This window comes from Sorangium aterium, from assembly GCF_028368935.1.
In the GTDB taxonomy this organism is placed as follows: Bacteria; Myxococcota_A; Polyangia; order Polyangiales; family Polyangiaceae; genus Sorangium; species Sorangium atrum.
On record NZ_JAQNDK010000002.1, the window covers coordinates 955,072 to 978,279 of the forward strand.

General features: G+C 74.1%; 16 protein-coding genes. 9 read left to right on the plus strand and 7 right to left on the minus strand.

The features are described 5' to 3' along the window. Nucleotides 1-120: 120 nt before the first annotated feature. The 4 genes from POL72_RS18630 (at nucleotide 121) to POL72_RS18645 (ending at nucleotide 3,400) form a co-directional block, all read left to right on the plus strand. The gene (locus POL72_RS18630) at nucleotides 121-1,296 is read left to right on the plus strand and encodes a DUF1385 domain-containing protein (RefSeq protein WP_272096763.1); all 1,176 of its coding nucleotides are present in this window, start codon (nucleotides 121-123) and stop codon (nucleotides 1,294-1,296) included. Between the two features lie 62 nt (nucleotides 1,297-1,358). After that, nucleotides 1,359-2,456, plus strand: a complete 1,098-nt coding sequence (gene prfA, locus POL72_RS18635) for a peptide chain release factor 1 (RefSeq protein ID WP_272096764.1) — start codon at nucleotides 1,359-1,361, stop codon at nucleotides 2,454-2,456. Beyond that, complete coding sequence (locus POL72_RS18640) at nucleotides 2,456-3,052, plus strand: hypothetical protein (protein WP_272096765.1); 597 nt, start codon at nucleotides 2,456-2,458, stop codon at nucleotides 3,050-3,052. The genes prfA and POL72_RS18640 overlap by 1 nt, the downstream gene beginning before the upstream one ends. Nucleotides 3,053-3,061: 9 nt before the next feature. After that, nucleotides 3,062-3,400 (plus strand): histidine triad nucleotide-binding protein, encoded by a 339-nt coding sequence (locus POL72_RS18645; RefSeq protein WP_012241641.1) that lies wholly within the window; start codon nucleotides 3,062-3,064, stop codon nucleotides 3,398-3,400. A gap of 40 nt (nucleotides 3,401-3,440) precedes the next feature. On the opposite strand, the gene POL72_RS18650 is transcribed toward POL72_RS18645, so the two are convergent. Genes POL72_RS18650 through asd form a run of 3 tightly spaced genes read right to left on the minus strand, consistent with a single transcriptional unit; the run spans nucleotide 3,441 to nucleotide 8,628 of the window. Beyond that, nucleotides 3,441-5,495, minus strand: a complete 2,055-nt coding sequence (locus POL72_RS18650; RefSeq protein WP_272096766.1) for an FAD-binding protein — start codon at nucleotides 5,493-5,495, stop codon at nucleotides 3,441-3,443. A 20-nt stretch (nucleotides 5,496-5,515) separates the two neighbouring features. Next, complete coding sequence (locus POL72_RS18655) at nucleotides 5,516-7,906, minus strand: class I SAM-dependent methyltransferase (RefSeq protein WP_272096767.1); 2,391 nt, start codon at nucleotides 7,904-7,906, stop codon at nucleotides 5,516-5,518. After that, nucleotides 7,903-8,628 carry an archaetidylserine decarboxylase gene (gene asd / locus POL72_RS18660; protein ID WP_272097942.1) on the minus strand — a complete coding sequence of 242 codons (726 nt, stop codon included), beginning with the start codon at nucleotides 8,626-8,628 and terminating at the stop codon, nucleotides 7,903-7,905. Before asd ends, POL72_RS18655 begins: the two co-directional genes overlap by 4 nt. A gap of 546 nt (nucleotides 8,629-9,174) precedes the next feature. Between asd and POL72_RS18665 the strand changes: the two genes are divergently transcribed. Together POL72_RS18665 and POL72_RS18670 are read left to right on the plus strand one after the other, a co-directional pair. Beyond that, the gene (locus POL72_RS18665) at nucleotides 9,175-10,017 is read left to right on the plus strand and encodes an MBL fold metallo-hydrolase (RefSeq protein ID WP_272096768.1); all 843 of its coding nucleotides are present in this window, start codon (nucleotides 9,175-9,177) and stop codon (nucleotides 10,015-10,017) included. Nucleotides 10,018-10,049: 32 nt separating this feature from the next. Further along, complete coding sequence (locus tag POL72_RS18670; protein ID WP_272096769.1) at nucleotides 10,050-11,552, plus strand: sigma-54-dependent Fis family transcriptional regulator; 1,503 nt, start codon at nucleotides 10,050-10,052, stop codon at nucleotides 11,550-11,552. A gap of 103 nt (nucleotides 11,553-11,655) precedes the next feature. Here POL72_RS18670 and POL72_RS18675 read toward each other — a convergent pair whose 3' ends face one another. From POL72_RS18675 to POL72_RS18690, 4 genes are all read right to left on the minus strand, one after another. Further along, on the minus strand, nucleotides 11,656-12,261 hold the full coding sequence (locus POL72_RS18675) for a hypothetical protein (RefSeq protein ID WP_272096770.1): 606 nt from the start codon (nucleotides 12,259-12,261) through the stop codon (nucleotides 11,656-11,658). A 143-nt stretch (nucleotides 12,262-12,404) separates the two neighbouring features. Next, nucleotides 12,405-13,970 carry a hypothetical protein gene (locus tag POL72_RS18680; protein ID WP_272096771.1) on the minus strand — a complete coding sequence of 522 codons (1,566 nt, stop codon included), beginning with the start codon at nucleotides 13,968-13,970 and terminating at the stop codon, nucleotides 12,405-12,407. Continuing rightward, nucleotides 13,967-16,822, minus strand: a complete 2,856-nt coding sequence (locus POL72_RS18685) for a DUF4175 family protein (protein WP_272096772.1) — start codon at nucleotides 16,820-16,822, stop codon at nucleotides 13,967-13,969. The genes POL72_RS18680 and POL72_RS18685 overlap by 4 nt, the downstream gene beginning before the upstream one ends. A 63-nt stretch (nucleotides 16,823-16,885) precedes the next feature. Continuing rightward, nucleotides 16,886-18,172 carry a GNAT family N-acetyltransferase gene (locus tag POL72_RS18690; protein ID WP_272096774.1) on the minus strand — a complete coding sequence of 429 codons (1,287 nt, stop codon included), beginning with the start codon at nucleotides 18,170-18,172 and terminating at the stop codon, nucleotides 16,886-16,888. 170 nt (nucleotides 18,173-18,342) lie between these two features. Here POL72_RS18690 and POL72_RS18695 point away from each other — a divergent pair, with 170 nt between their 5' ends. The 3 genes from POL72_RS18695 to POL72_RS18705 all read left to right on the plus strand — a co-directional run bounded on the left by POL72_RS18695 (nucleotide 18,343) and on the right by POL72_RS18705 (nucleotide 23,193). Beyond that, nucleotides 18,343-20,334: a DsbA family protein gene (locus POL72_RS18695; RefSeq protein WP_272096775.1), complete on the plus strand. Its 1,992-nt coding sequence runs from the start codon at nucleotides 18,343-18,345 to the stop codon at nucleotides 20,332-20,334. Nucleotides 20,335-20,516: 182 nt separating this feature from the next. Then, complete coding sequence (locus POL72_RS18700) at nucleotides 20,517-21,722, plus strand: DUF6882 domain-containing protein (RefSeq protein ID WP_272096776.1); 1,206 nt, start codon at nucleotides 20,517-20,519, stop codon at nucleotides 21,720-21,722. Nucleotides 21,723-21,861: 139 nt separating this feature from the next. Beyond that, nucleotides 21,862-23,193 (plus strand): phosphoribosyltransferase family protein, encoded by a 1,332-nt coding sequence (locus POL72_RS18705; RefSeq protein ID WP_272096777.1) that lies wholly within the window; start codon nucleotides 21,862-21,864, stop codon nucleotides 23,191-23,193. Nucleotides 23,194-23,208 lie beyond the last annotated feature (15 nt).

Here is a 23,208-nt window from a genome sequence, read left to right on the forward strand (position 1 = left end):
GGCGGACACGGCTCGGACGCAGATCGGACGCGGATCGAACGACGTCGGCACGTTCCTCTGTGCGGCGTTGGTCGGTCGGGCCGATGCGCTGGCCGTGTTATGCGCTAGATTGGAACGCGTATGAGCGATCAGCCTGCACGTCCGTATATCGGCGGCCAAGCGGTCATCGAAGGGGTCATGATGCGGTCGCCGAGCTCGGTCGCGATCGTCTGCCGGCGCCGCTCGGGAGAGCTGGTCGTGCGCGAGCAGCCGATGACCGCCGTCTCGAAGGGGGCGCGCACCTGGCCGTTCGTGCGGGGGATCGCGACCCTCGTCGAGTCGCTCCGCCTGGGATCCCAGGCGCTCCGCTGGTCCACGGACCTCTACGAGCAAGACCTCTCGGCCGAGGAGGCGGGCTCGGCCAAGGGGCCGGAGTCCAAGCGCTCGAGCGCCGGGCAGGCGGGCGGGGTGAACCTCACCTCCCTGGCGCTCAGCATGGCGGCGATCGCGGCGCAGGACGTGGAGCCCGCGCAGATCACGGGCAGCCCCGCGCCGGGCGGTCACGGCGAGGGGAAGAAGCGGGGGGGAGGGATGGGCATGATCCCGATCCTCTTCGCGGTCCTGCTCTTCGTGGCGGCGCCCCAGGCCGGCGCCGAGCTGGTCAACAAGCTCCTGGGCCTCGGGCTCGAGGTCACGTCGCCGGCGTTCCAGGCGATCACCGGCGTGGCGAAGCTCGCCATCGTCGTCGGCTACCTCCTCCTGATCCGCCAGATCCCCGAGGTTCGACGCGTTTTCCAGTACCACGGGGCCGAGCACAAGGCGATTTCCACCTACGAGGCGCGCGAGGTCCTCGAGGTCGAGAACGCGCGCCGGAAGACGGCCATGCACCCCCGCTGCGGGACGACGTTCCTCGTCATGGTGGCGCTCGTGTCGATCGTGGTGTTCTCGGTGGCCGGGGCGTCCCTCGGGGCGCTCCTGCCCAAGCTGCCCGGCGGCCGGCTCGTCGAGAGCGTCACCTTCTTCTTGATGAAGCTGCCGTTCCTCCCGCTGATCGCCGCGGTTACCTTCGAGATCCAGCGGATCTTCGCGCGTTATTGCACCACCGGCCCGCTCCGCGTGCTGCTCTGGCCGGGGTTCCTGGTCCAGAAGATCACGACGGCGGAGCCCGACGATGCGCAGCTGGAGATCGCCCTCGCGTCGCTCCGTGCGACGCTCTGGCGCGAGGCCTCGGTGGCCGCTCCAGTCCAGCCCGATCGGGTGTTCGCCGACTACTCCAAGCTGCTGGCCGACCCCGGCTACGCAGGCGCCCACGGCTAGCGCGCGCCGGCTCCGCCGGGCCCCTCGCCGCCGTCCAACCCCGCGTCGTCTTCGGATTGCAGATGCTACCTATCGCGAAACTCGAGGCGGTTCAGCGCCGCTTTCAGGAACTCGAGCACCTCATGTGCAGCCCGGCGGTGCTCTCCGCGCCGGCCGAGCTCCAGCGGCTCAACCGCGAGCGGACCGAGATCGAGCCCGTGGTCGTCGCCTTCGCCCGGCTGCGGGACGTCGAGCGGCGCATCGCCGAGGATCGCGAGGCGCTGAGCGATCCCGACCTGTCCGAGCTCGCCCAGGCGGAGCTGCCCGAGCTCGAGCTCGAGCGCGAGCGGCTCGCCGCCGAGCTCGAGGTGCTCCTCCTGCCGAAGGACCCCAACGACACGCGAAACACCGTCATCGAGATCCGCAGCGGTGAGGGCGGCGAGGAGGCGGCGCTCTTCGCGGCCGATCTCTTCCGCATGCTCTGCCGCTACGCGGAGACGAAGCGGTGGAAGGTCGAGGTGCTCAACCTGAGCGAGGCCTCCGCCGGCGGCTACAAGGAGGTCGCGGCGCTGATCACGGGGCAGGACGTCTACTCTCACCTCCGGTACGAGGGCGGCGTCCACCGCGTTCAACGGGTCCCCTCGACGGAGACGCAGGGGCGGATCCACACCTCGACCGCGACGGTCGCCGTGCTGCCCGAGGCCGACGAGGTCGACGTGCACATCGACGACAAGGACCTGGAGATCTCGATCGCCGCGTCGGGCGGCCCCGGCGGCCAGGGCGTCAACACGACGAACAGCGCCGTGCAGATCAAGCACCTGCCGACGGGCATGATCGTGAAGTGCCAGGACGAGCGCTCCCAGCTGAAGAACAAGGCGAAGGCGATGAAGGTGCTCCGGAGCCGGCTGCTCGAGCTCGAGCAGCGCCGGCAGGAGGAGGCCCAGAGCGCCGAGCGAAGGACCATGGTCGGCACGGGGGAGCGGGCGCAGAAGGTGCGGACCTACAACTTCCCGCAGAACCGCGTGACGGATCACCGGATCGGCCTGACGCTGCACAAGCTCGACAAGATCATCGAAGGGGATCTCGACGAGCTCATCGGCGCGCTGCGCACGCACCGCCAGGCGGAGCTCCTGCGGCGCGGCGGGCTCTCTGGGCCCGGCGCGCTGGAGCCCGTCACGTGATGGGGGCGCCGCCCATCGGCGCGCCGCCCATCGACGCGCCGTCCGTCGATCCGGAGGCGCTGCTCGTCGCGCTCGTGCTGGCGCCGTCGACCTTCTCGCGAAACCGCTTCTTCTCGCTGTACGCCGACCCGGAGGCGCGCCGGGTGCGGCGGCGGGCGGCGCTGCTCAGGAGCATCGTGCGGCAGCTGGTCGCGGGCGCGGACCGCGCCGGGCTCGCGCCCGCCGCGAGCGGCGGCGCGCTGCTCACCTACGACGTGCCGTCGCTCGGGTTGAAGCGCACCGCCGCGCTCGACGCCCTGGAGCTCGCGGTGCTCCGCATCGCGGTCGCGCGCGGAGCGGTCCCTCGGGCCGAGCAGCCAGCAGGCGGGGACGCCGCGCCGAGCTCGGCGACAGGCGCCGCCTTGCCGCACGATCTCCTCCCTGAGCCGGCAGATTCGTCGCGGATCGAGCGCGTGCTCGCCCGGCTGCTGCCCGAGGGGAAGCACGGCGGAGCGCTGGAGTCTCCCGGCGAGGGGGCGCCGGGAGAGTCGGACCCCGGGACCAGGGCGCTGCCCCGTGACCGGGCGCTGCGTGACTCGCAAGCACCCTGGGAGTAGGAGGCGGCCATGTGCATCTTCTGCAAGATCGCGAACAAGGAGATCCCGTCGAAGGTCGTGTTCGAGGACGAGCACGTCATCGCCTTCCACGACGTGAACCCGCAGGCGCCCACGCACGCGCTCGTCATCCCGAAGCGCCACATCGCGGGCATCGCCCAGGCCACGCCCGAGGACGAGGCCGTCCTCGGCCGGCTGCTCCTCGCAGCGCGCCGAGTGGCAGAGCTGACCGGCATCGCGGAGAGCGGCTTCAGGACCGTGGTGAACAGCGGCGCGAATGCCGGCCAGACGGTCTTCCACATCCACGTCCACGTGATGGGCGGAAGGCCGATGGCCTGGCCTCCCGGCTGAACGCCGCCCGCGCTCCGAGCGAGCGCCGCGCCGACCGCGCTCAGCGGACGTCGCGGGCGGCGCTCACCACCGCGTCGAGCCACGCCGCCTCGTCGTCGCGGAGCGACGGCTGCCGCGGCAGCGCGGTCGGCAGGGCGCGGGGCCGCGACGCGCCGTGGGCACGGAGGTGCGCGGACGTGACGGCGCCGACGCGCCCACCCACGCCGAGGAACAGCGCGAAGAGATCCGGGCCCACCGCGCGCCGCGGAGCGGGCCGCACCGCGAGCTCGGCGCCGGACGCGAGCCGCGCGGTGAACCCGGCGACGAGGTGATCGACCGGATCGCTCCACGGATCCGGCGCGCCGGGGGCGCCCGCGGCGATCCACGCGTCGACCGTCAGCTCGGGCGAGGTCGCGCCGAAGTCGATCGCCAGCGTGAGGCCGCGCTGCTCGAGGGCGCGCTCGATCTCGCCGAGGCGAGCGGCGCCGGCGGCGTGCACGAGCATGGAGTCGCCGTCGAGCACCGGCGCAGCGGGCGGCGGCGGCAGCGGGCGGCGCGCGGCAGAGGAGCCCTCGCGCGGGAGCAGGTTGCCAGGGTTCATGACGCCCGCGGGGTCGAAGACGCCGCGGAGCGCATGGATGACGTCGGCGCCGAGGCCGAGCTCGGCGCCGAGCCGCGGCGCCTTGCTCCGGCCGACCCCGTGGTGATGCGAGAGCGTCCCGCCGGCGTCGATCGCGGCGTCGAGGGCCGCCCGCCAGGCCGCGTCGTACTTCGCCTCGGCCGCCGCGACGCTCGGCGCGCTGCCAGCGAAGGTGAAGTAGATGCTGCAGCCGTCCGGGTACGCGTGGGACAGGTGAGCCATCACGAACACGTGGCGCCCGAGCGCGCCGCGCACCGCGCGGTAGAGCCCGTCCAGGCGCGACCAGGGCGCGGCGACCTCCATGGTGTCGCTGAAGGCGCCGGCCATGAACACGGGCGCCTGGCGGTAGCTCACGCTGTAGCGGTGCGCGAGCCAGTGGCGCGCGGGCTCCTCGCCGAGCGGCCTGGCCCCGCCGCGCTCCGCGATCGCCGCGGCGCGGGCGAGGTCGTCCGCGCTCGCGCGCGCCGTGCCCTCGAAGATGAGGATGAGCGTCGCGCCGCGGAGCACGCGCGACCCGACGCCGTCGACGATCTGGTTGAGGAGCCCCGGCGCGCGCAGCAGGCCGCGAAGCACCGCGGCGCCGGCCCCGGGGCCGCGCGCGCCGTGCCCCCGCGCGGCCGCCCCCTCGGAGGAGTCATCGGCTGCGCCGGCGTGGGCGCGCTGCCGGCGCACGGCGCCGAGCCGGGCCATGAAGGAGTCGAACGGGTCGTAGAGCCGCGAGACCGCCGGGCGGAGGCCGGCCTGGAACATCGCCCGCATCGCGTCCCATCCGGCCTCGACGCTGGGGAACGAGAACGCGGCGAAGGCGCGCGCCGGCGGCGCCGGGTGCAGCCGGAGCGTCGCGGCGGTGACCACGCCGAGCACGCCCTCGCTGCCGATGAGGAGCGGCGTGAGATCCGGGCCTCGCGCGCGCCGATCGAAGCGGACGATCTCGCCGCGGCCGACGACGCACTCGAGCGAGGCGACCATGTCCTCGATCTTGCCGTAGAGCCCGGAGCACTGGCCGGCGCTGCGCGCCGCGACCCAGCCCCCCACGGTCGAGCAGAGGATGGACGACGGGAAATGGCCGAGCGTGAAGCCCTCGGCGTTGAGCTCCTCCTCGAAGCGGATGCCGAGCGCGCCGGCCTCGACCTCGACCGACGGGGCCTCACGATCGAGCGAGCGGCGGCGGGAGAGCCGCTTGAGATCGAGCACGACCGTGCGCTCGTCCGGCAAGACGCCGCCGCACACGCCCGAGCCCGCCCCGAAGGGCACCAGCGGGAGCCCCTCGTCCGCGCAGAAGCGCACCACCTGGGCGACCTCCTCTGTGGAGGACGGCCAGACGATCATCCCGGGCCGGTGCTCGGCGATGCGGCCCTCCGTCACCGCGAGGTGGTGCCGCGGCCAGAGATCGCGGGCGTAGGCGATCTGATCGACGGGGGATGCGCTGCGCGGGATCCCCGGCAACGCGCGCGCGATCGCGGCCTCGAAGCTCATGCGCGGGGAGCCCTAGCGCCTCAGCTCCGCTCGGCAAGGACGATGAGCCGCGGCGACTCGGAGCCGAAGAAGACGCCGGGGTGCGCAGGGTGCCCGGTCACCTCGGTGACCTTGAAGCCCGCTTCGTGGAGCACCTTGCCGAGCTCGTGCAGCCCGTAGATGCGGAGCGAGTAGTCGAGCTCGCGCGAGCGGCCGTCCTCGAACATGACGGTGCGCTTCACCTTGAGCCTGCTCGTGAAGAAATCCACGTGCATCTCATCCATGCAGACGCAGCCGTCCCCCTCGAACCAGACGAGGCTCGGCTGGCGGGACGCCACATAGTCGCGGTTGACGATGTCGAGCAGGAGCATTCCGCCGGGGCGGAGGGCGCGGCGGATGCGGGCGAGGACATCCGCGTTCTTCTCGTCGTCGAAGTAGCCGAAGCTCGTCGACCAGCAGTAGACGCCGTCGAAGGTCTCCTCGAACGTCATCTCGCGCATGTCGCCCTGGAGGAAGTTCAGCTTCTGGCCGCGATCCTGCGCTTCGTCGGCGGCGCGGGCGAGCATGGCGAGCGACAGGTCGTAGCCGACCACGCTGTAGCCGCGGCTGGCGATCTCGATCGCGTGGCCGCCTGCGCCGCACGCGAGATCGAGGATCACCGCGCCCTTCTCGACGCCGAGCCGCTCCTCGATGAAATCGACCTCGCGGCGAACCACCTTGCTGTCGATCTTGTCGAGCGTGCGGAGGAAGTCGTCGCCGAAGAGCTCTTCCCACCACGGGCGCTTCCGGCGCGCGGCGGGCTCGGTCGAGGGCCCGGAATCGTGCTCGACCTGCTTCGCCGCGGGCGCCGCCGCGGGAGCGGCAGGCCGCGCGGCCGCGGACGGCTCGCTGGGAGATGGCGGCGCCGACACGGGCGGCGCCGATACGGGCGGCGGCGGCACCGAGCTCGTGAACGTCGCGAGATCCGGCGACGCCAGCGCCTGCGCGCGCGGGCGCCGCGGCGGCAAGGGAGGCGGCGGCGGCTTCTTGGGTTGCGCGGCGTGCGGGTCGGTCTGCGCGGCCGAGCTCGCGTCGGCCAGCTCGGCCTCGCGCTCGGGCTCGACCTCCTCCAGCTCGACCTCGGTGCTCTTCGGCGGCACGGTGATGCGCGTCGGATCGCCCTGCCCCTGCTGGCGTTCGCCTCCTCCGGGAGGAGCGTCCGATAGCAGGGCCTTCGCCTCGTTGACGGACCCGGACTCGAGCTCGACCTCCGCGACCTCGTCCGCGCCCGCTCCCAGCGGCCAGTCCAAGGGGCGCGCGTCGATCTCCGGCGCCGAGGCCTGCCTCCTTGGCCGCCTTCGAGGCTCCGGCTGGAGGGCGTCGAAGGCGGCGTCGCGCGCCGTCGGCGGGCCCTCGGAGAGGCCTTCCTGGAACGACTCGAGGCCCATCCCGGTCGGGGCCTCGTCCGGCTGGATCCTGAACTGGAGCGGCGGCCACTCGTGCTCCGCCGGATCGGTCAAGAGCGGCGGTCTGGCGGGCTCGGCGACCGAGGTGATCGGCGGCACCGGCGGCAGGTCCGACTCGATGCTGACGATCTGCAGCGGGCGGATCACCGCCACCGAATCGGGATCGATGATGAGCCCACTCGGCGCCGGCATCGGCGGCAGGCTCGAGGATTTCGGGGACGGGCGCGGGACCGCACGGGGGGCGACCAGCTCCGCCAGGTTCGTCGCCGTCGCCGTCGCCGTCGCAGCCGCCGGCTTGCTGGCGGGCCTGGATCCATCGAGCGCGGGCTCGCTGGGATGCCTGGGCGCCTCGAGCGTCGGGTAGCTGGGCCGCCTCTCGGAGGCGCTCGGCCACCCGTCGTCGTCCGCGTCGTCGAGCGCGTGCGAGCGCGGCGTCGCGGAATCCTCCGGCACGGTGGCGCGGTCCTGCGTGGCGGCCTGATCGTCGGCCTGCTGCGCCGCGTCTCCCGACACGTTCACGAGCCGCCGCGAGCGCCGCCGCCCGGTCTTCGCGCCCTCACCGCGCTCCACTTCCGCGGCCCGCTCCACCTCCGCAGCCAGCGATTGCCAGGACCGCCTGGAGCTCGGGTTCGCCGGTAGGGGAGCGCCGTGCCGCGAGCGCTCCGTGGGGGGGCCGGCGATCCGCGGGTCGAGATCGAGATCCGGGATCTCCGCGATCTGCCCGCCGGAGCTCCCGTCCGCGATGCCCGTGATGACGTCGAGGCGCGGCAGCGGCAGCGGGGTCGTCGTCGCGAGCTGCGGGCGCACGCTGGGGGCGCGCTCGGGCCGCGGAGCGGACGATCGCGCGGGGAGCGAGCCCTGCTCGCCCTGCGGCGGCGATGCGGCCGCGTTCCCTGCCTCGCCCGGCAGCGGCGCGCCGGGCTCTCCGGAGGCGCCGCCTTCCTGGGCGGGCGTAGCCAGGGGGTTGCGCGGCCGCTCGCTCGTCATCGCTGGTCCCCTCCGCCCAGCGGCTCGCCGTAGAGGATCGGCCCAGGAGCCCTGCTCCAGGGGGGCGCTACCCCTCGCTCCACGAACATGACCGCGGTGGATCCGAGGTGGAACTTGCCGATCTCCTCGCCGGCCGCGACCGGGAGGGCCGGCGAGATCGTGTGCAGGCCGAGCGGCACGTCGCGCGCGTCGACGGCGCTCACCGTGATCCGTCCGACGATCATCGCGCCCACCATCACCACCGTAACGCGGCCCTGGCGCTCCGTGTCGATCACGATCGCGACGCGCCGGTTGCGCGCGAAGAGGCCCGGGACGTGGCGCTCGCCGATCGCGTTCACCGGGAACAGCTCCCCCGGCATCGAGCGGATGAGGCTCACCTGCCCGGCGACGGGCGAATGGACCCGGTGGTAGTCGCGGGGCGACAGGTAGACGATCGCGAACTGCCCGCCGTCATAACGCGTGGCTTCCGCGGGGTCGCCCACGAGGTCTTCCACGCGGTAGGGCTGCCCCTTGATGGTCAGCCGACCGCCGTCGGTCACGGGGCCGAGCGCTTCGACCCGTCCGTCGGCAGGGCTGGTGATGGCTCCGGGATCGGAGCAGACAGGGCGCATCCCCTCGCGGAGCTTGCGCGTGAAGAACGCGTCGAAGCTCTCGTAAGGGCTCGTCAGCACCTCGGCGGCGTCCATGTCGACGCGGTACGCGCGCGCGTAGAGCTTCACCACCGTGTTCAAGACGGCGGCGGGTGCCCTGGCGTCGCAGAGGCGGCCAACGGCCCGGGTAATGCGCTCTCGCGGAAGCACCCGCAACAGCTGTGCGGCGGCGTAGGTGGCAACGGTCATTGTGCGGAGCAGCGGTAACGATGCGGGAAAGAGAGCGGTGCAGGAATGCTAGGCCTCAGGAAGGACCTTGGTCAACGCTCGGGTCAGACGAACCTTCCAGCGTCGGCGCGATCCCCATCCAGCGAGAGAGCTCAGCCTTGACGCGACGCACAGCGCGATCCGAGGCGCGACGCCAGGCCCGTCCCCCGCGCCCCACGTTTCTCCACGTCGCTGCGAGCGCGTCAATCGCGAAGCGCCGCTCCGCGCAAATGGGGGCGCGAGAGCCCGCCGCCCGCCCCGTCGGCGCGCTCCATTCTGAAGCGGCGATCCGGACCTCGCGCTGCAACTTCGATCGACCTCCGCGGGCGCAGCAGAAAAGCAGAGCGTTTTCAAGGGCCTGCGTCCTGGCACGCCGCTCGCTGAAGAGGGCCGAGGAGGCTCGCAACAACGATGGAGATCAAGTTCTGGGGAGTTCGCGGGAGCATCGCTTCGCCTGGGCCGGAGACGGCTGCGGTGGGCGGAAACACAAGTTGCGTGGAGGTTCGCTGCGGCTCGTCGCGGATCATCCTCGATGCAGGGACGGGCGTGCGCAAGCTCGGAGATGCCCTGCTCCGGGAGGGGCCGGTCGAGGCAACGGTGCTGCTGTCGCACCTGCACTGGGACCACATCCAGGGCCTGCCGTTCTTCGTGCCGGCGTACCTGCCGAGCTCGCGGCTGTCGATCGTGGGCAGCGCGCACGGGATCGGGAGCCTCCGCGAGGTGCTCTCGACGCAGATGGCCGCGCCGAGCTTCCCCGTCCGCATGGACGAGCTCGGAGCGCAGATCGCCGTGCGGGAGGCGCGGCCGGGCGAGGCGTTCGACGTGGGCGAGGTCCACGTGCGGATCGCCAAGCTCAACCACCCGGGCGGCGTCCTCGCCTACCGCGTCGAGCACGAGGGCCGCAGCGTCGTCTACGCGACCGACACCGAGCACTACGCCTGCGTCGATCCGGCGCTGCGCGCGCTCGCGGACGGCGCCGACGTGCTCATCTATGACGCGCAGTACACCCCGGAGGAGTACCGCGGCGACGGCGGGCGCTCGAAGGTCGGGTGGGGGCACTCGACGTACGTCGCGGGCGCGGAGATCGCGCGGGCGTGCGGCGCGCGGAAGCTCGTCCTGTTCCACCACGACCCGCAGCGGACGGACGCCGGCGTCGCGGAGATCGAGCGCCTCTCCCGCGAGCTCTTCCCTGCCTCGGTCGCCGCGCGCGAGGGGCTCTGCATCCACGTCGAGGCCCTCGCCCGGGCCGCGTGATGACGCGGATGACGACAAGCGCGGCGCCCTCTATGCTGGACACTGCTCCGCTATCCATGTCGCGCCTCTCGCTGCTCGTCGATCTCGCCTCCCTCCTCGCCCGGGAGGTCGACTTCGACGCCCTCCTCGGCACGGCGTGCGAGCGGCTCGCGAAGGCGCTCCGCGCCGACCGGGCGACGATTTGGCTCGTCGACGCCGAGCGCGGCGACCTCGTGACGCGCGTCGCCCTGCTGCCCGAGCTCCCCTCGCTCAGGCAGCCGCTCGAGCGCGGCATCGCGGGGCACGTGGCCACGACCGGACAGGTCGTGCGCGTCGACGACGCCTCGCGCGATCCGCGCTTCGATCCGTCGGCGGACCGGGCGACGGGCTACACGACGCGCTCGATGCTCGTCGCGCCCATCCGCGAGGACGGCGCCGCGCCGGTCCGCGGCGTCGTCCAGCTGCTGAACCGCGCAGGCGCGCCCTTCGACGACGAGGACCAGCGCTACCTCGTCGCGCTCGCGACGCAGCTCGCCCGCGCCCTCTCGCTGACGACGCTCCGCGCTGCCGAGGGCGGCGGTCCGGGGGTCGTGCTGCAGGGGCCGTTCAACCGGATCGTCGGCCGGAGCGAGCGGCTGGCCGCCGTGTACGAGAAGGTCCAGCTCGCGGCCCAGACCGACGCGACCGTGCTCCTCCGCGGGGAGACGGGCACCGGCAAGAGCCTGTTCGCCCGGGCGATCCACGTCAACTCGCGGCGCCAGACGAAGCCGTTCGTCACCGTCGACTGCACGACGCTGCCAGCGCAGCTCGTCGAGAGCGAGCTCTTCGGCCACGAGCGGGGGGCGTTCACCGGCGCGGACCGGCGCGTGCCGGGCAAGGTGGAGCTCGCCGAGGGCGGCACGCTGTTCCTCGACGAGCTCGGGGACCTGCCGCTCGACATCCAGGGCAAGCTCCTCCGCTTCCTGCAGGACCGCTCGTTCGAGCGCGTCGGCGGTCGCCAGTCGCTCCGCGCCGACGTGCGCGTCGTGTGCGCCACGCACTGCGACCTCGAGAGCGCGGTCGCCGAGGGGCGCTTCCGGAAGGACCTCTACTACCGCGCGCGCGTCGTCGAGATCGATCTGCCGGCCCTGCGCGAGCGCGGCCCCGAGGACGTCGAGACGCTGGCCCGGCACTTCGCGGACGTCTACGCGACGAGGTACGGCAGGCCGTCGCCGCGCTTCGATCCGGACGCGCTCCGCCACATCCGCGCTCATACGTGGCCAGGCAACGTGCGCGAGCTCGAGCACTGGGTCGAGAGCGCCATCGCCCTCGCGCCGGACGGCCGCATCTCCGCGGGGCACCTCCCGACGCGGCGGGGCGAAGGCGCCCCGCCGCACGCCGCCGCGCCCGAGGGCGACGCGCGGGTGGCGCTGCCGCTCGGGCTCACCCTCGACGAGGTGACGCGGCGCTACGTCGAGGCGATGGTCCGGGCGTGCGAGGGGAACAAGACGGAAGCGGCGAAGCGGCTCGGCGTCGGCAGGAACACCCTGGCGCGCGCGCTCCGCGCGAAGCACTGAGGCCGCGCGGGGCGCGCGACCTCCTCCGGCGCGGCGCCTGAGCCGCGCGAGGCCCGCGGAGGCGCGCGCCGCGGGGCGCAGGAGCGACGCGCTTCACCTCGGGTCACCCCGGGTCCACCGGGAACGTCAGGCCGATCCCGGCGATCGCCGCGACGGCCGAGGTCTTCCACCTCGCGGCCGGGCCGGCCGAGAGCTGAGGGCGCGCCATGACGATGTGCAGCTCGAGGAAGCTGCGCAGCTGGAGGTACCGCGCGACGCGCCACTCGGCGCCGCCGCGCGCGCCGGAGGTGAGCAGCCAGAGGACGCCGTCTTCCGCCTGGGTGATGCTCTCTGCGGTGGGCGCGCGGACAGCGCCGAGCTGGAAGACGTTGCACAGGAAGACGCCGTCCCGGTGCCTGCAGAGCGACATGACCCCCAGCCCGGCGCCGATGCGCCGCGGCCCGGCGCTCGGCAGATCGCTCGGAGCGCTGCCCAGCGCGACGATCGCCCGCGCCTCGAGCGACACGGACAGGTCGGACCAGCGAAGAGCGACGGCGGGCGAGAGGCCGACGCCTGCCGTGGGTGTCAGGCCAAACGCCAGCACGGAGGACGCGCTGAGCTCGCCGTGCATACGCGGCTGCGGCGCGCGCTGCGCGCCGTGGGCGTAGGCCGGGGCCGGCAGGGCGAGGCCCAGCGCGATCATCAAGGGGATGCGACCAGGGTTCGGCATCCCGCGCACCGTAGGAGCGCGCTCCGGCGCGACGGAATCCGGAGCGGGCGCGCTCACGCACAAACCGCCGCTCGCGCGCCATTGCGTTGAGCGGCGCTATTTCCTCGTCTCGCCGTCTTTTTTTGGATCTCGGATGCGGCGGGCTAGCGCGCCCTGCGGCGCGCGGCCTCGCAGAGGGCCGAACGGAGGGGATCGCCGGGCAGATCGGGCGGCAGCTTCTCCTCGCAGGCCACGTCGGGGTTCAGCGGGTCGAGCGCCGTGCCCGCCGAGAAGGAGCGGTCTCCGTCGGGGCCCCCGTGGAGCAGCCCGTGCAGCGACCACCACCGGCCGTAGCGGCTGTTCACGTCCTCCACCCGCTCGACGAGCGGCGAGGCGCTCGCGCGCTCGCCCGACGCCAGCAGGGCGGCGGCGAGGAAGCAGCGCACCGCCGGCTCGTGCGGCGCGAGCGCCTGCGCGCGCGCGTGCTGGACCGCGGCGGCGGCGTGGTGGCCGCGGTCGTGGAGCAGCTGGCCGAGCCGCACCCGCTTGCTCACCTCCTGCCGGTGCGGCATGTCCGCGCCGGGCGCGAGGTCGGGCGGCACGTCGGCCGGCACGCTGGCGAGGTAGGCGCGCCAGCGCTTGTCCCACGCCGCGAGATCCGCGCCGGAGATCTCGGCGATCGCCCGCTCGAGGTCCGCGTCGCTGCTCGCGTCCTTGAGCCGGCGCAAGAGCTGCGGCAGCGCCGTGTCGCCCGCCTCCCTCGTCCAGTAGCGGATGAAGCTCGCGACCTCGGCGAACACGACCGCCGCCTCCTCCGCGCTCGGGAGCATCGCGATCGAGGGGCCGATCTTGTCGAGCGGCCGCCCGAGGCCCTTCTGGATGCCCAGGAAGGCGATCGCGTCGGCGGACGGCACGTCGTCCAGCGGGTCGGGCTCGCGCCAGCGGACCTCCTCGCGCTTGGCCACGCCCTCCTGCAGCCACAGCGGGGCGTTGTCGCGCGTCCCGCGCGACAGGGCGAGGTGCGTTATCTCGTGCGCGAGCGTGTCCAGCCAGGGATAGCCGTTCGGCGTGGCGCGCGGCGAGAGCATCGTCACCCGCCCCCACTTGGCGATGGCGACCGTGCCCGTCGTCCGCGCCGCGTCCTCGGGCAGCCCCGTCATCGCCGAGAGCGTGAACTGATCGCGGACGAGATCGATCCGCAGCGGCCGGAGGAGCTCGACGCCGAGGTCCTTCGCGAGCACGTCGCGCGTCCTCGCCGCGACGTCGACGAGGAGCGGCACGAGCGCGCGATCGTCGTCGTCCTGGAGCCGCACCCAGACGCCGCGCTCCTCGTCGTTCACGACGACCGTCGCCGCGGTGGCCCGGGCGCAGCCGCGCGCGATGTCCCCGAGCGCCGCGCCCTCGGCCGTCGCCGCGAGATCGGGGCGCGCGAGGATCGCCGAGGCGGCGTCGCAGTCGCCCTCGTAGATGGCGAGGCGGCCGCGCTCGAGCGCGAGCGCGAGGTCCGCCGGATCCGCGTCCTTCAGGGCGTCTCGCGCCGCGGGGACGTCGATCTCCAGGATCGCGGCCCGCGCCCGGGCCGCGCGATCGAGATCGCCGACCGTGAGGCGGCCGGACGCGGTCGCCGACGCCGTCGCGAGCCCGGCGAGGATCGCCGCCCGGAGGCCGCGCCTCGCGATCGCCGTCGCCCCGCGCCGAGCCGGGGCTGCCCCGCCGCCGGTGCGCGTCATTTCAGGAGCCCCTCCGCGTAACGCTTGACCGCCTCTCGCAGCCGCGGCTCCGAGGTCCCCCCGAGCCCCTCGAGCACGCGACGGCGGAACTCCTCGGGGCCCTTGTGCTTGTCCTTGTCCGGGATGTCGGCCTTCCTCGCCATGTTCCGCTCCCCTTCCGACTCGGCGTCGCCCTCCTGACCCTGGTCCTCGCTGCTCGACATCTCGAGCAGCCGCTGCGCGTCGCGCTGGCGCTCGTTGCCGCCCTCGCCGTCCCCCTCGGCGAGGGCGCGCTGGGCGTCGCGCATCGCCTGCTCGGCCTCGTCGAGGCGATCGAGCGTCTCCTCCGGCATGCGGCCGTCGCCGCGCTCGCCCCGCTTGCGGAGATCGCGCGCGCGGTCGGCGAGCGAGCCCTCGCGCTGGCTCGACTTCCCGAGGCCGTCCCGCGCCCGCTCCGCCGCCGCCTGCCGCAGCTTGCGCAGCGCCTCCTCGGCCCAGGCGAGCTCCTCGGCGAGCGGCTGCTGCGCCTCGGCGGCCTCGCGAGCGGCGCGCTCCTCGGGGAAGAAGCCGCCGGCTTGCGCGCCGAGCCGCTTGGCGTCGCCCAGCGAGCGCATCGCGCCACGGCCGCTCGTCACCGCTTCCCCGGGCCGGCCCTGCTCCAGCGCGCCGGCCATCGCCTCGGCCTGCTCCCTGCCAGCCGCCGCGGCGGACTCGGCCGAGCCCGGCGCCGCGCCCGGCTGCGGCAGGTCCCGCACGGCCTCGCGGATCGCCTCCGCGTGCTTCTTCGCCTCCTCCCGGAGCGCCGCGATGTCCTCGGGCCGCGACGCGCGCGAGAGCTCCTCGGCGACAGCGTTCGTCTCGGCGGCGTGATCGCGCGCGAGCTCCTCGAGATCCCGCTCGCTCTGGGCGACGCTCTCGTCGGCGTTCGACGCGTCCCCGGGGTCGGGCCCGCGCGGCGCGCCCGACTCCACCCCGCCGCGGCCGCCGCCGCCGAACGAAGGCTCCGGCCGCCTGAGCCGCGCCGCGAGGTCGCGCGCCGAAAGCTCGGTGTGCAGCCAGTCGCCGACGCCGCGGGCGCGTGCGATCCTGCGCAGATCGTTCGCGACGATCTCGCCGAGGTCGAGGCCGAGCTCGCCGAGCTTGCCGAGCTCGACCCCCCCGCCGCCCAGCACCGTGACGGCCGCCTCCAGGCGGACCTCGCCGCCCTCGCGGTCGCCGCTGCCCAGCAGCTCGGCCGCAGCCGCCGCCTCGTCCGCGACGTCGGCGAGCCGCTGGGCGACGGCCCGGGCGTCGCGGTGGCCCAGGCCGCGCAGGCCGGCGTCGAACGCGAGCAGCGCGCCCTCGGTCTCGTCGAGCAGCCCCTGGTGCGCCGCGCGGGTCGTCGACTTCCGCTCGGCGGCGAGCGCCGCGTCGAGCCGGGCCAGCTGACCTCGGGCGAGCGACGCGATGCGCCCCCGCACCCGCAGCCCGCCGTGATCCGCGGAGAGCGCCGCCTCGACCACCGCCCTGGCGGTCGCCTGCACCTCGGCCTCGTGCGCCGCGTGAGCCGCCGCGCCGCCCGCCTCCGGCGTCCTCTGGCCGATGCGGTCGGCGAGCAGATCCGTGAGGGCGTCGCGCGCCTTCACGAGCGCGGCGTAGCGCCGCGCCTCGGGCTCGCCCACCTGCGGCGGGACGACCAGGATCGCCTCGCTCCTGCCCCACTTCGGGCCCTCGATCGGATCGTTGTCCCGCGCCTCGATCCGCACCTCGACGGGCACGTACGTCCTGCGGAAGAAGGGATCGCGCGCCCGGAGCTCGTAGCCTCCGCGATCGACCTTCGCGTCCGCCGCCGGCCGCGAGAGCACCCGCCGCTCCTCCTTCGCTCCGGCGCGCAGGACGAGATTGACCTCGCGCAGGCCGTGATCGTCGGTGATCTCGTAGCGGAGCGGGATGCTGGGCTCGTCGAGGAGCTTCACCGTGCGCGGCGCGCCCTCGAGCGTGACGCGCGGCGCGTCGTCCGGGATCGACACGACGCGCTGCGCGTCGGCCTGCCGGACGCGCACCCGCCCGAAGCGCGCGGCCGCCTGGAGGGTCGTCGACTCGCCGAGCGTCCAGCGGGCGACCACGGCGCCCTTGCCGTCGTCGACGAACGGCACCTCGGCGCCGCCGTCCGTCAGCACGAGCGCGCGCCCCGCGCGGACGGGGCGGCCGCGCACCGTGATCACGGTCCCTCGCGGCTGCATCGTCGGCGCGAACGGCAGGAGCTCCTCCGCGCCCTGGTGCAGGTACTCGGGGGGCGCCGCCGTCATCTCGACCTCCTCGATCCACGGCAGATCGAGGGGAGCCTCGCCGCCGCGGGCGGCGAGGACGTCGAGCCCCTCGACGACGCGCGACGGCTCGATCGCCGCCGCCGCGAGCGCCGCCGCGCCGAGGGCGAGGCCCGCGCCCGCCCACCGCGTCGCCGCCTGTCGCGCGCGCGCGATGATGCGCGCCTGCGAGGCGCGGCCGAGCAGCCGCCGGAGGTGCAGGCCGGCGAGCTCCGGCGAGCCGACGCGATCGTCGGCCGCGGCGCGATCCGCGAGCGTGAGCGCCCGCAGGGTCGCAGCGCCGAGCGCCTCGTCCGTGCGGCCGATGATCTCGCGCACCGTGCGCCGGGCGTCGCCGCGCCGCCGCCGCACGAGGACGGCCCGCGCGGCGATCGCCGCGAGCAGCAGCGCGAGCCCGGCGCCGGCGAGCCCGCGGGCGAGAGGGGACCCCACGCGCGCCACGTGCGCCGCGCCGAACAGCCCTGCGCAGGCCGCCGCGGTGAGCGCGCGCCGCGCGGAGGGGCCTACCTCCGCATCCCAGACGGAGCGCAGCCGCGCGATGGACAGGGCCGGCGCCTCGTTATCCATGGAGAGGCAAGGGTAACCGGCGGCGGGAAGTGGTCCAGCGGATCGGGTTGAGCACCCGGTGGGTCAGACGTCGAGCTCGCCGTCGGTCATGAACCAGCTCTCCGCGTCGAGCAGCACGCGCCGCAGCTCGTCGGGGAAGGCGGGATCGAGGTGTACGATGAGCCACCGCGAGCCGACGTTCGGCGGGTGGGGCCGGGAGAAGAACCCGAGCGCCCGCAGGCGGGCGCTGAACGAAGGGGGCGTCACGAGGAGCATGCCCACAGAGACATGCCCCTCTCGCCGCATCGCCTGGCAGAACTCGAGCAGCAGGGCGTCGAACGTGGGGCCGTTGTCCTCGCAGAACAGGTCGCTGACCTCGACCTTGTTGTTCCGCACCGAGTAGACGGCGTAGCCGAGCAGCCGCCCGTCGTGCCTGTCGAGCATGCAGAAGAAGCGGTATCGGGCGTTGCCGAGCTGCGCATAGCGCCAGTTCAGGAACTGGGCGCTCCGCTCGCCGACGATCGGCCAGGGCTTCGCCCGCGACCAGAGGGCGTCGAAGCGGTGATCGGCGGCGTCCACCAGCTCGGTGCGCACGCGGCTCCCCTTCGCGAGCAGCGCGGCGGTGTCCCGGAGCGCCATCGAGGCGTCGATGGCGCTCCCCGCGGCCCGGACCAGGAGGTTGTCCGGCTTCACGGTCGCCCGCTGGACGACGCGCTCCGCCGCGGTCGATAGCGCCTGCGCGAGCGGGGCGGGCGCGGCGCCCGGCTCCGCCGCCTCCCAGAGCGCGCGCCAGCGAGGGTGGGGGACCGCCGACGCGGCCCGCTCGGCGACCCGCTGCACCACCGTGCTCACGGTGCTCCGCTGCTCGCCGGCCGACGAGGCCGCGAGCTCGTTCAGCTTGTACGCCGCCATGAGGGGCCGGACCCAGATGATGGAATCGGCGATCTTCTTGTAGCCGGCGCGCTGGAAGATCGGGAATGAGGCCTTGTTGGGGAAGCCGAACACGAAATCGACCCCGGCGTCGCGGCAACCCCTCGCGAGCTCTCGCTGGATGCTCATGGCGGCCCCCGCGATGCGGTGCGCCTTGGTCACGCCGAAATCGCCGAGGACGCCGGCCTTGAGCTTGCGCCCGTCGACGTACAGATCGCGCGGGTAGAACGAGCCGCTCCCGATGATCTCCCGCTCCGGTCCGTGAAAGCCCATCCAGGTCCGCGGGGGGCCGGCCGGGTTCTGCTCCTGGAACCAGCGCATCCGCCGCTCCACGAGCTCCTGCGATACCTCGCCGTGGGCGAGGTTCTCTTTCCAGAGCTGCGCGAGGACGTCCCTGTGCTCTTCCGGCTGGATGCGGGCGGCGCTGTAGACCTTCTCCATGGCTTTCCGGTGCGCTCTCCTGGCGCGGCAGAGCGGCGCGCCGCGCCCGTCATGGCCGAAGGCGGCGAGGGCGTCAATCGCGCCTGGCGACGCGGCGAGGCGTTCCGCGCTGGGCACAGCGACGCCCGCGCGGCGAAGGCGTCATCACGGAACCGGAGTACACTCGCGCGATGTCCCGCCGCGCCATCGCCGCCGTCGCCTGGCTCTCATTGCTGTTCGCCCTGGCTTGCAGCTCCGCGCTGCCGCCGCCCTCTCCGGACGCCTCGCAGGCGAAGACCAGCGGCGCCCCTGCGCGGCAGCCGGGCCCAGCCGCAGATCCGGGAGCCGCGCTCGATGATGTGATGGTCGCGGACGGCGACCCCGGTCCGGTGCCTGTGACCCGCGCGGATCCGGCGCGCGGCAGCCGGCTCGCGCCCGTGACGATCGTCGTGTTCTCCGATTTCGAGTGCCCCTTCTGCAAGCATCTGGGCCGCACGCTCGGGCAGATCGAGCAGCGGTACGGCTCGGAGCGGCTGCGGATCGTGTGGAAGAACTTCCCGCTCGCCTTCCACAAACAGGCCCGGCCGACGGCCGAGGCCGCGATGGCGGTGTTCGCGCACGCTGGTCCCAAGGCCTTCTGGGCGTTCCATGACGCCATCTTCACGGCCGACGAGCGGCTCTCGGCGGAGCTCGAGGCCACCGCGCTCCGGCGGGCCGGGGTGACCCCCGGCCAGATCCAGCAGCTCGTCCAGCAGAGCGGGGCGGCGCAGAAGGTCGACGCCGACATGGCGCTCGCCGGGCGGCTCGGCGTGAACGGCACGCCGGCGTCGTTCATCAACGGCGTCCTCCTCGTCGGCGCGCAGCCGGCGGAGCGGTTCGCCGAGATCATCGACGCGCAGCTCGCCGCGGCGCAGGCGCTCCGCGCCGAGGGGACGCCGCCGGAGCGGATCTACGCGGCGCTCGCGAAGAAGAACTTCGCCCCTCCTGCGGAGGAGCCCGACGACGCCGAAGAGGAAGGCGACGGCGGCGTTGTGCACCTCGTGCCCATCGGGGACTCGCCCGTGCGCGGCGCGGATACGGCGCTCGTCACGATGGTGCTGTTCAGCGACTATCAGTGTCCGTTCTGCAGGCGGGTCACGCCGACGGTCGAGAAGCTCAGGGCGCAGTACGGCGACAAGCTGCGCGTCGTCTGGAAGGACAACCCGCTCCCGTTCCACCCCCGGGCCGAGCCCGCTGCAGAGCTCGCGCGCGAGGCCCGCGCCCAGAAGGGAAACGACGCCTTCTGGCAGGCCAACGATCGCCTGCTCGCCGGCGAGGCCGCCCTCGACGACGCCGCCCTCGAGGCCGTCGCCGCGGACCTCCGGCTGAACGTCACCGCGGTGAAGCGCGCCGTCGCCTCGCACAAGCACGCCGCCAAGATCGAGGCCGACGTGGATCTCGCCGACGATCTCGGCGCCCAGGGGACCCCGTACTTCTTCATCAACGGCCGAAGCCTCGTCGGCGCGCAGCCGATCGAGAAGTTCCAGGCGATCATCGACGAGGAGATCGCCAAGGCGGAGGCGATGGTCGTGGCGGGGACGCCGCGCGCGAAGGTCTACGAGGCCATCCAGAAGCAGGCGGTCCCGCCGGCGCCGCCGCCGAAGGTGTCCCTGCCGCCGGTGCCCAAGGGCCACCCCAGCAAGGGCGCGGCCGCGGGCAAGGTGGTCATCCAGGAGTTCTCCGATTTCCAGTGCCCTTTTTGCGCGCGCGCCGCCGCCACGATGGATGAGCTCATCAAGGCGTTCCCGGGCAAGGTCCGCGTGGTCTACCGCCACCTGCCGCTCCCCTTCCACCCGGAGGCGCAGCTGGCCGCCGAGGCGGCCATGGAAGCGCTCGCGCAGAAGGGGCCGGCCGGCTTCTGGAAGATGCACGACCTGCTCTTCAAGGCCCACGACGCCTCGAACCTCGACCGCGCGGCCCTGGAGCAGCACGCCGCGAGCCTCGGGCTCGACGCGGCGCGCTTCGCGAAGGCGCTCGACGAGCACACCCATCGCGCCGCCGTCGAGGCCGACGCGCAGGCCGCGCGGAGCGCCGGCATCACCGGGACTCCCGGGTTCGTGATCAACGGTTACCTGGTCAGCGGAGCCCAGCCGCTCGCGAAATTCAAGAAGGTAGTTCGGCGCGCCCTCGGCGAAGCGAACTGAACACGACCGAACACGACCTGAACATGCGCGACACGCGCGACACGCGCGTCGCCGCCTGCCGCTCGCGCTCCGGGCTCCCGGCCCTGCGCTCCGAGTGAGCTGGCGCTCGGAGCGCCATGTTCGCTTCTCGGGCGCCTCGCCTCCATCGATATTGCGCTTCGAGCTCGTGATAGCCTGTCGCAATGCCCAAACCGCGCGGTCGAGGGACATCGGCCGAACCCAGGCGCACCGTCAAGGCATCGAGCGGATCCGCGCGCGCGCGGCGTCAGGGCAAGGCGGGCGAGCGCGCGGGCGCGAAGGCGGGCCCGCCGGCCGCGCTGCGCGACAGGCAGGAGCGGGCGCCCGCGAGCTCGCGAGCCAGGCCCAGGAAGGCGAAGGCCGCGACCTCGCTCGCGGAGACCGCCGTCGTGAAGCGACCGGCGGCGCCGGAGAAGCGCGCCGCGGCCGAGCGACCGGCGGCGCCGAAGGGGCGGCCCCCGAGAGCGCGCGCCGGCGATCAGGCCAGCGCCGCGCCTCCGAAGCGGCGGCCCCGGAACGCGAAGGCGAAGAGCGGAGCGGACGACGCGGAGCTCTCGCCGCCCCGGCCGCCTGAGCTCGACTGGGACGACACGCCGTCCGAGAGCGCCGAGGAGGTCCTCGCCCAGCGCTGGGCGGCGCGGGGTGAGGAGCTCTTCCAGCAGCTCGAGGGCCACGGCGCCGCGCTCCACGAGTACCGCGCCGATCTCAAGGAGGGGCGCTTCGTCTGGATCGCGCCGAACGGGCGCGTGTCCGCCGAGGCGAGCGCGCGCCTCCTGTGCAGCTGGTCGTGCGCGACCTCGGTCCTGGTCATGGCGTGGGCCGACCCGCTCGTCAGCGGCGCCGAGATCGAGCGCATCGACGGGATGCCCGCGGAGCAGGACGGCGTCGACGAGCAAGGCGCCTGGCAGATCGCGATGAGGGCGGCCGACGCCTGCAACGCCGCATACCTCTATCGCGTGTCCTCGCCGCAGGCCTGGTACTTCCTCGCGCTCGACGGGCTGACGTTCTCACCGAAGCGCACCTCGTTCCATCCCGGCGCGCCGGTCGGCCTCGTGCTGCGCGCCATCGGCGAGGTGCGCGAGGCGATCGCGTCCCGCGCCGAGCCCGCCGACGTCGTCCGCGACAGGATCTCGGCGCTCAGCGACTCGCTGTTCCACCAGGCCAGATATGCCTATCGCGACACCGACTGGGTCGCGCGCCTCGATCGGACCGGCTCGTGCCTCTCGCACCTCGCGAAGCGCATCCCGCGCGCGGGCTTCAGCGCGATCGCCGCGGGCCAGCGCATCGACGAGTGGCTCGAGCGCGAGCTCGCGCTCGAGCTGATCAACGCGCTCTCGCTCATCGAGGACGAGTGGAGCCTGTTCGGTTGATGGAGCGCTGACGGGCGCGGCCGAGCCCGCGCCGCGGTCGACCCCCACCCCTCGCCGCGGCGCGGCCAAGCCCGCGCTGCGCGCGCCTGCGGCACCGGTCTTGAAGGGGTCGCAGGAGCGGACGTGAGGGGAGGGGGCGATGGGGCGAGCGAAGCTGTTCGAGGATCGCAGGGACGCCGGGCGCCGGCTCGCGCAGCTGCTCTCGGGGTACAGGAGCGAGGCGCCGCTCGTGCTCGCCCTGCCGCGCGGCGGCGTCGAGGTGGGCTACGAGGTGGCGCGCGCGCTGGGCGCGCCGCTCGATGTGTGGATCGTGCGCAAGCTCGGCGCGCCCGGGCAGCCGGAGCTCGGCGTGGGCGCGATCGCCGAGGGGGGCGAGGTGTACATCGATCGGGGCCTCGTCGCGGTGCTGGGGATCTCCGAGGCGGAGCTCGCCGAGATCGCGGAGCAGCAGGCCGCCGAGGTGGAGCGCGGGGTGCGCCGGTACCGGGGCGACAGGCCGATGCCCCGCGTCGAGGGGCGGACGGTGATCGTCGTGGACGACGGCATCGCGACCGGCGGCACCGTGCGGGCCGCGCTGCGCGATCTGCGCAAGCGCTCGCCGAGGCGGCTCGTGCTCGCCGCGCCCGTCGCCGCGCCGTCGAGCCTGTCGTCGCTCCGCCGCGAGGTCGACGCCATCGCTTGCATCGAGGAGGACCCGGGCCTCCAGGCGATCGGCGCCTACTACGAGGACTTCTCGCAGACGTCGGACGACGCCGTCTCCGCGCTGCTCGCCGAGGCGCAGCGCGAGGTCCCGAGGACAGAAGGGGCGGAGCGGCCCCTCTTCGTCGAGGCGGGGGCGGCGGCGCTGCCCGGGGATCTCGCGATCCCGGAGAGGGCGGGCGGCCTCGTGATCTTCGCGCACGGCAGCGGCAGCAGCCGGAGGAGCCCTCGCAACCGCTCGGTCGCGGAGGCGCTCTGGCGGTGGAGGCTGGCCACGCTGCTCTTCGACCTGCTCACCGACGAGGAGGAGGCGGAAGATCGCCGGAGCGCCCGCCTCCGCTTCGACGTCGACCTGCTCGCGCGGCGGCTGATCGGGGTGACGGACTGGGCGCTCGCGCGCCCCGAGCTCCGTCACCTCGCCGTCGGCTACTTCGGCGCGAGCACCGGCGCGGCGGCCGCGCTCATCGCCGCGGCGGCGCGGCCGCGCGTCGTGGGCGCCGTTGTGTCGCGCGGCGGCAGGCCCGACCTCGCGGGCCCGGCCCTGGCGATGGTGCGCGCGCCGACGCTGCTCATCGTGGGCAGCGCGGACACCCAGGTGCTGGCGCTGAACCAGGCCGCCCTCGACGACCTCGCGGGCCCGCGCCGCCTCGCCGTCGTGCCTTCCGCGACGCACCTGTTCGAGGAGCCGGGCGCGCTCGCGGCGGTCGCCCGGCTCGCCGGCGAGTGGTTCGCGCGGCACCTGATCGCCAAAGGAGACGAGGCGAGGGCGTGACGCGTCGGGCGGCCG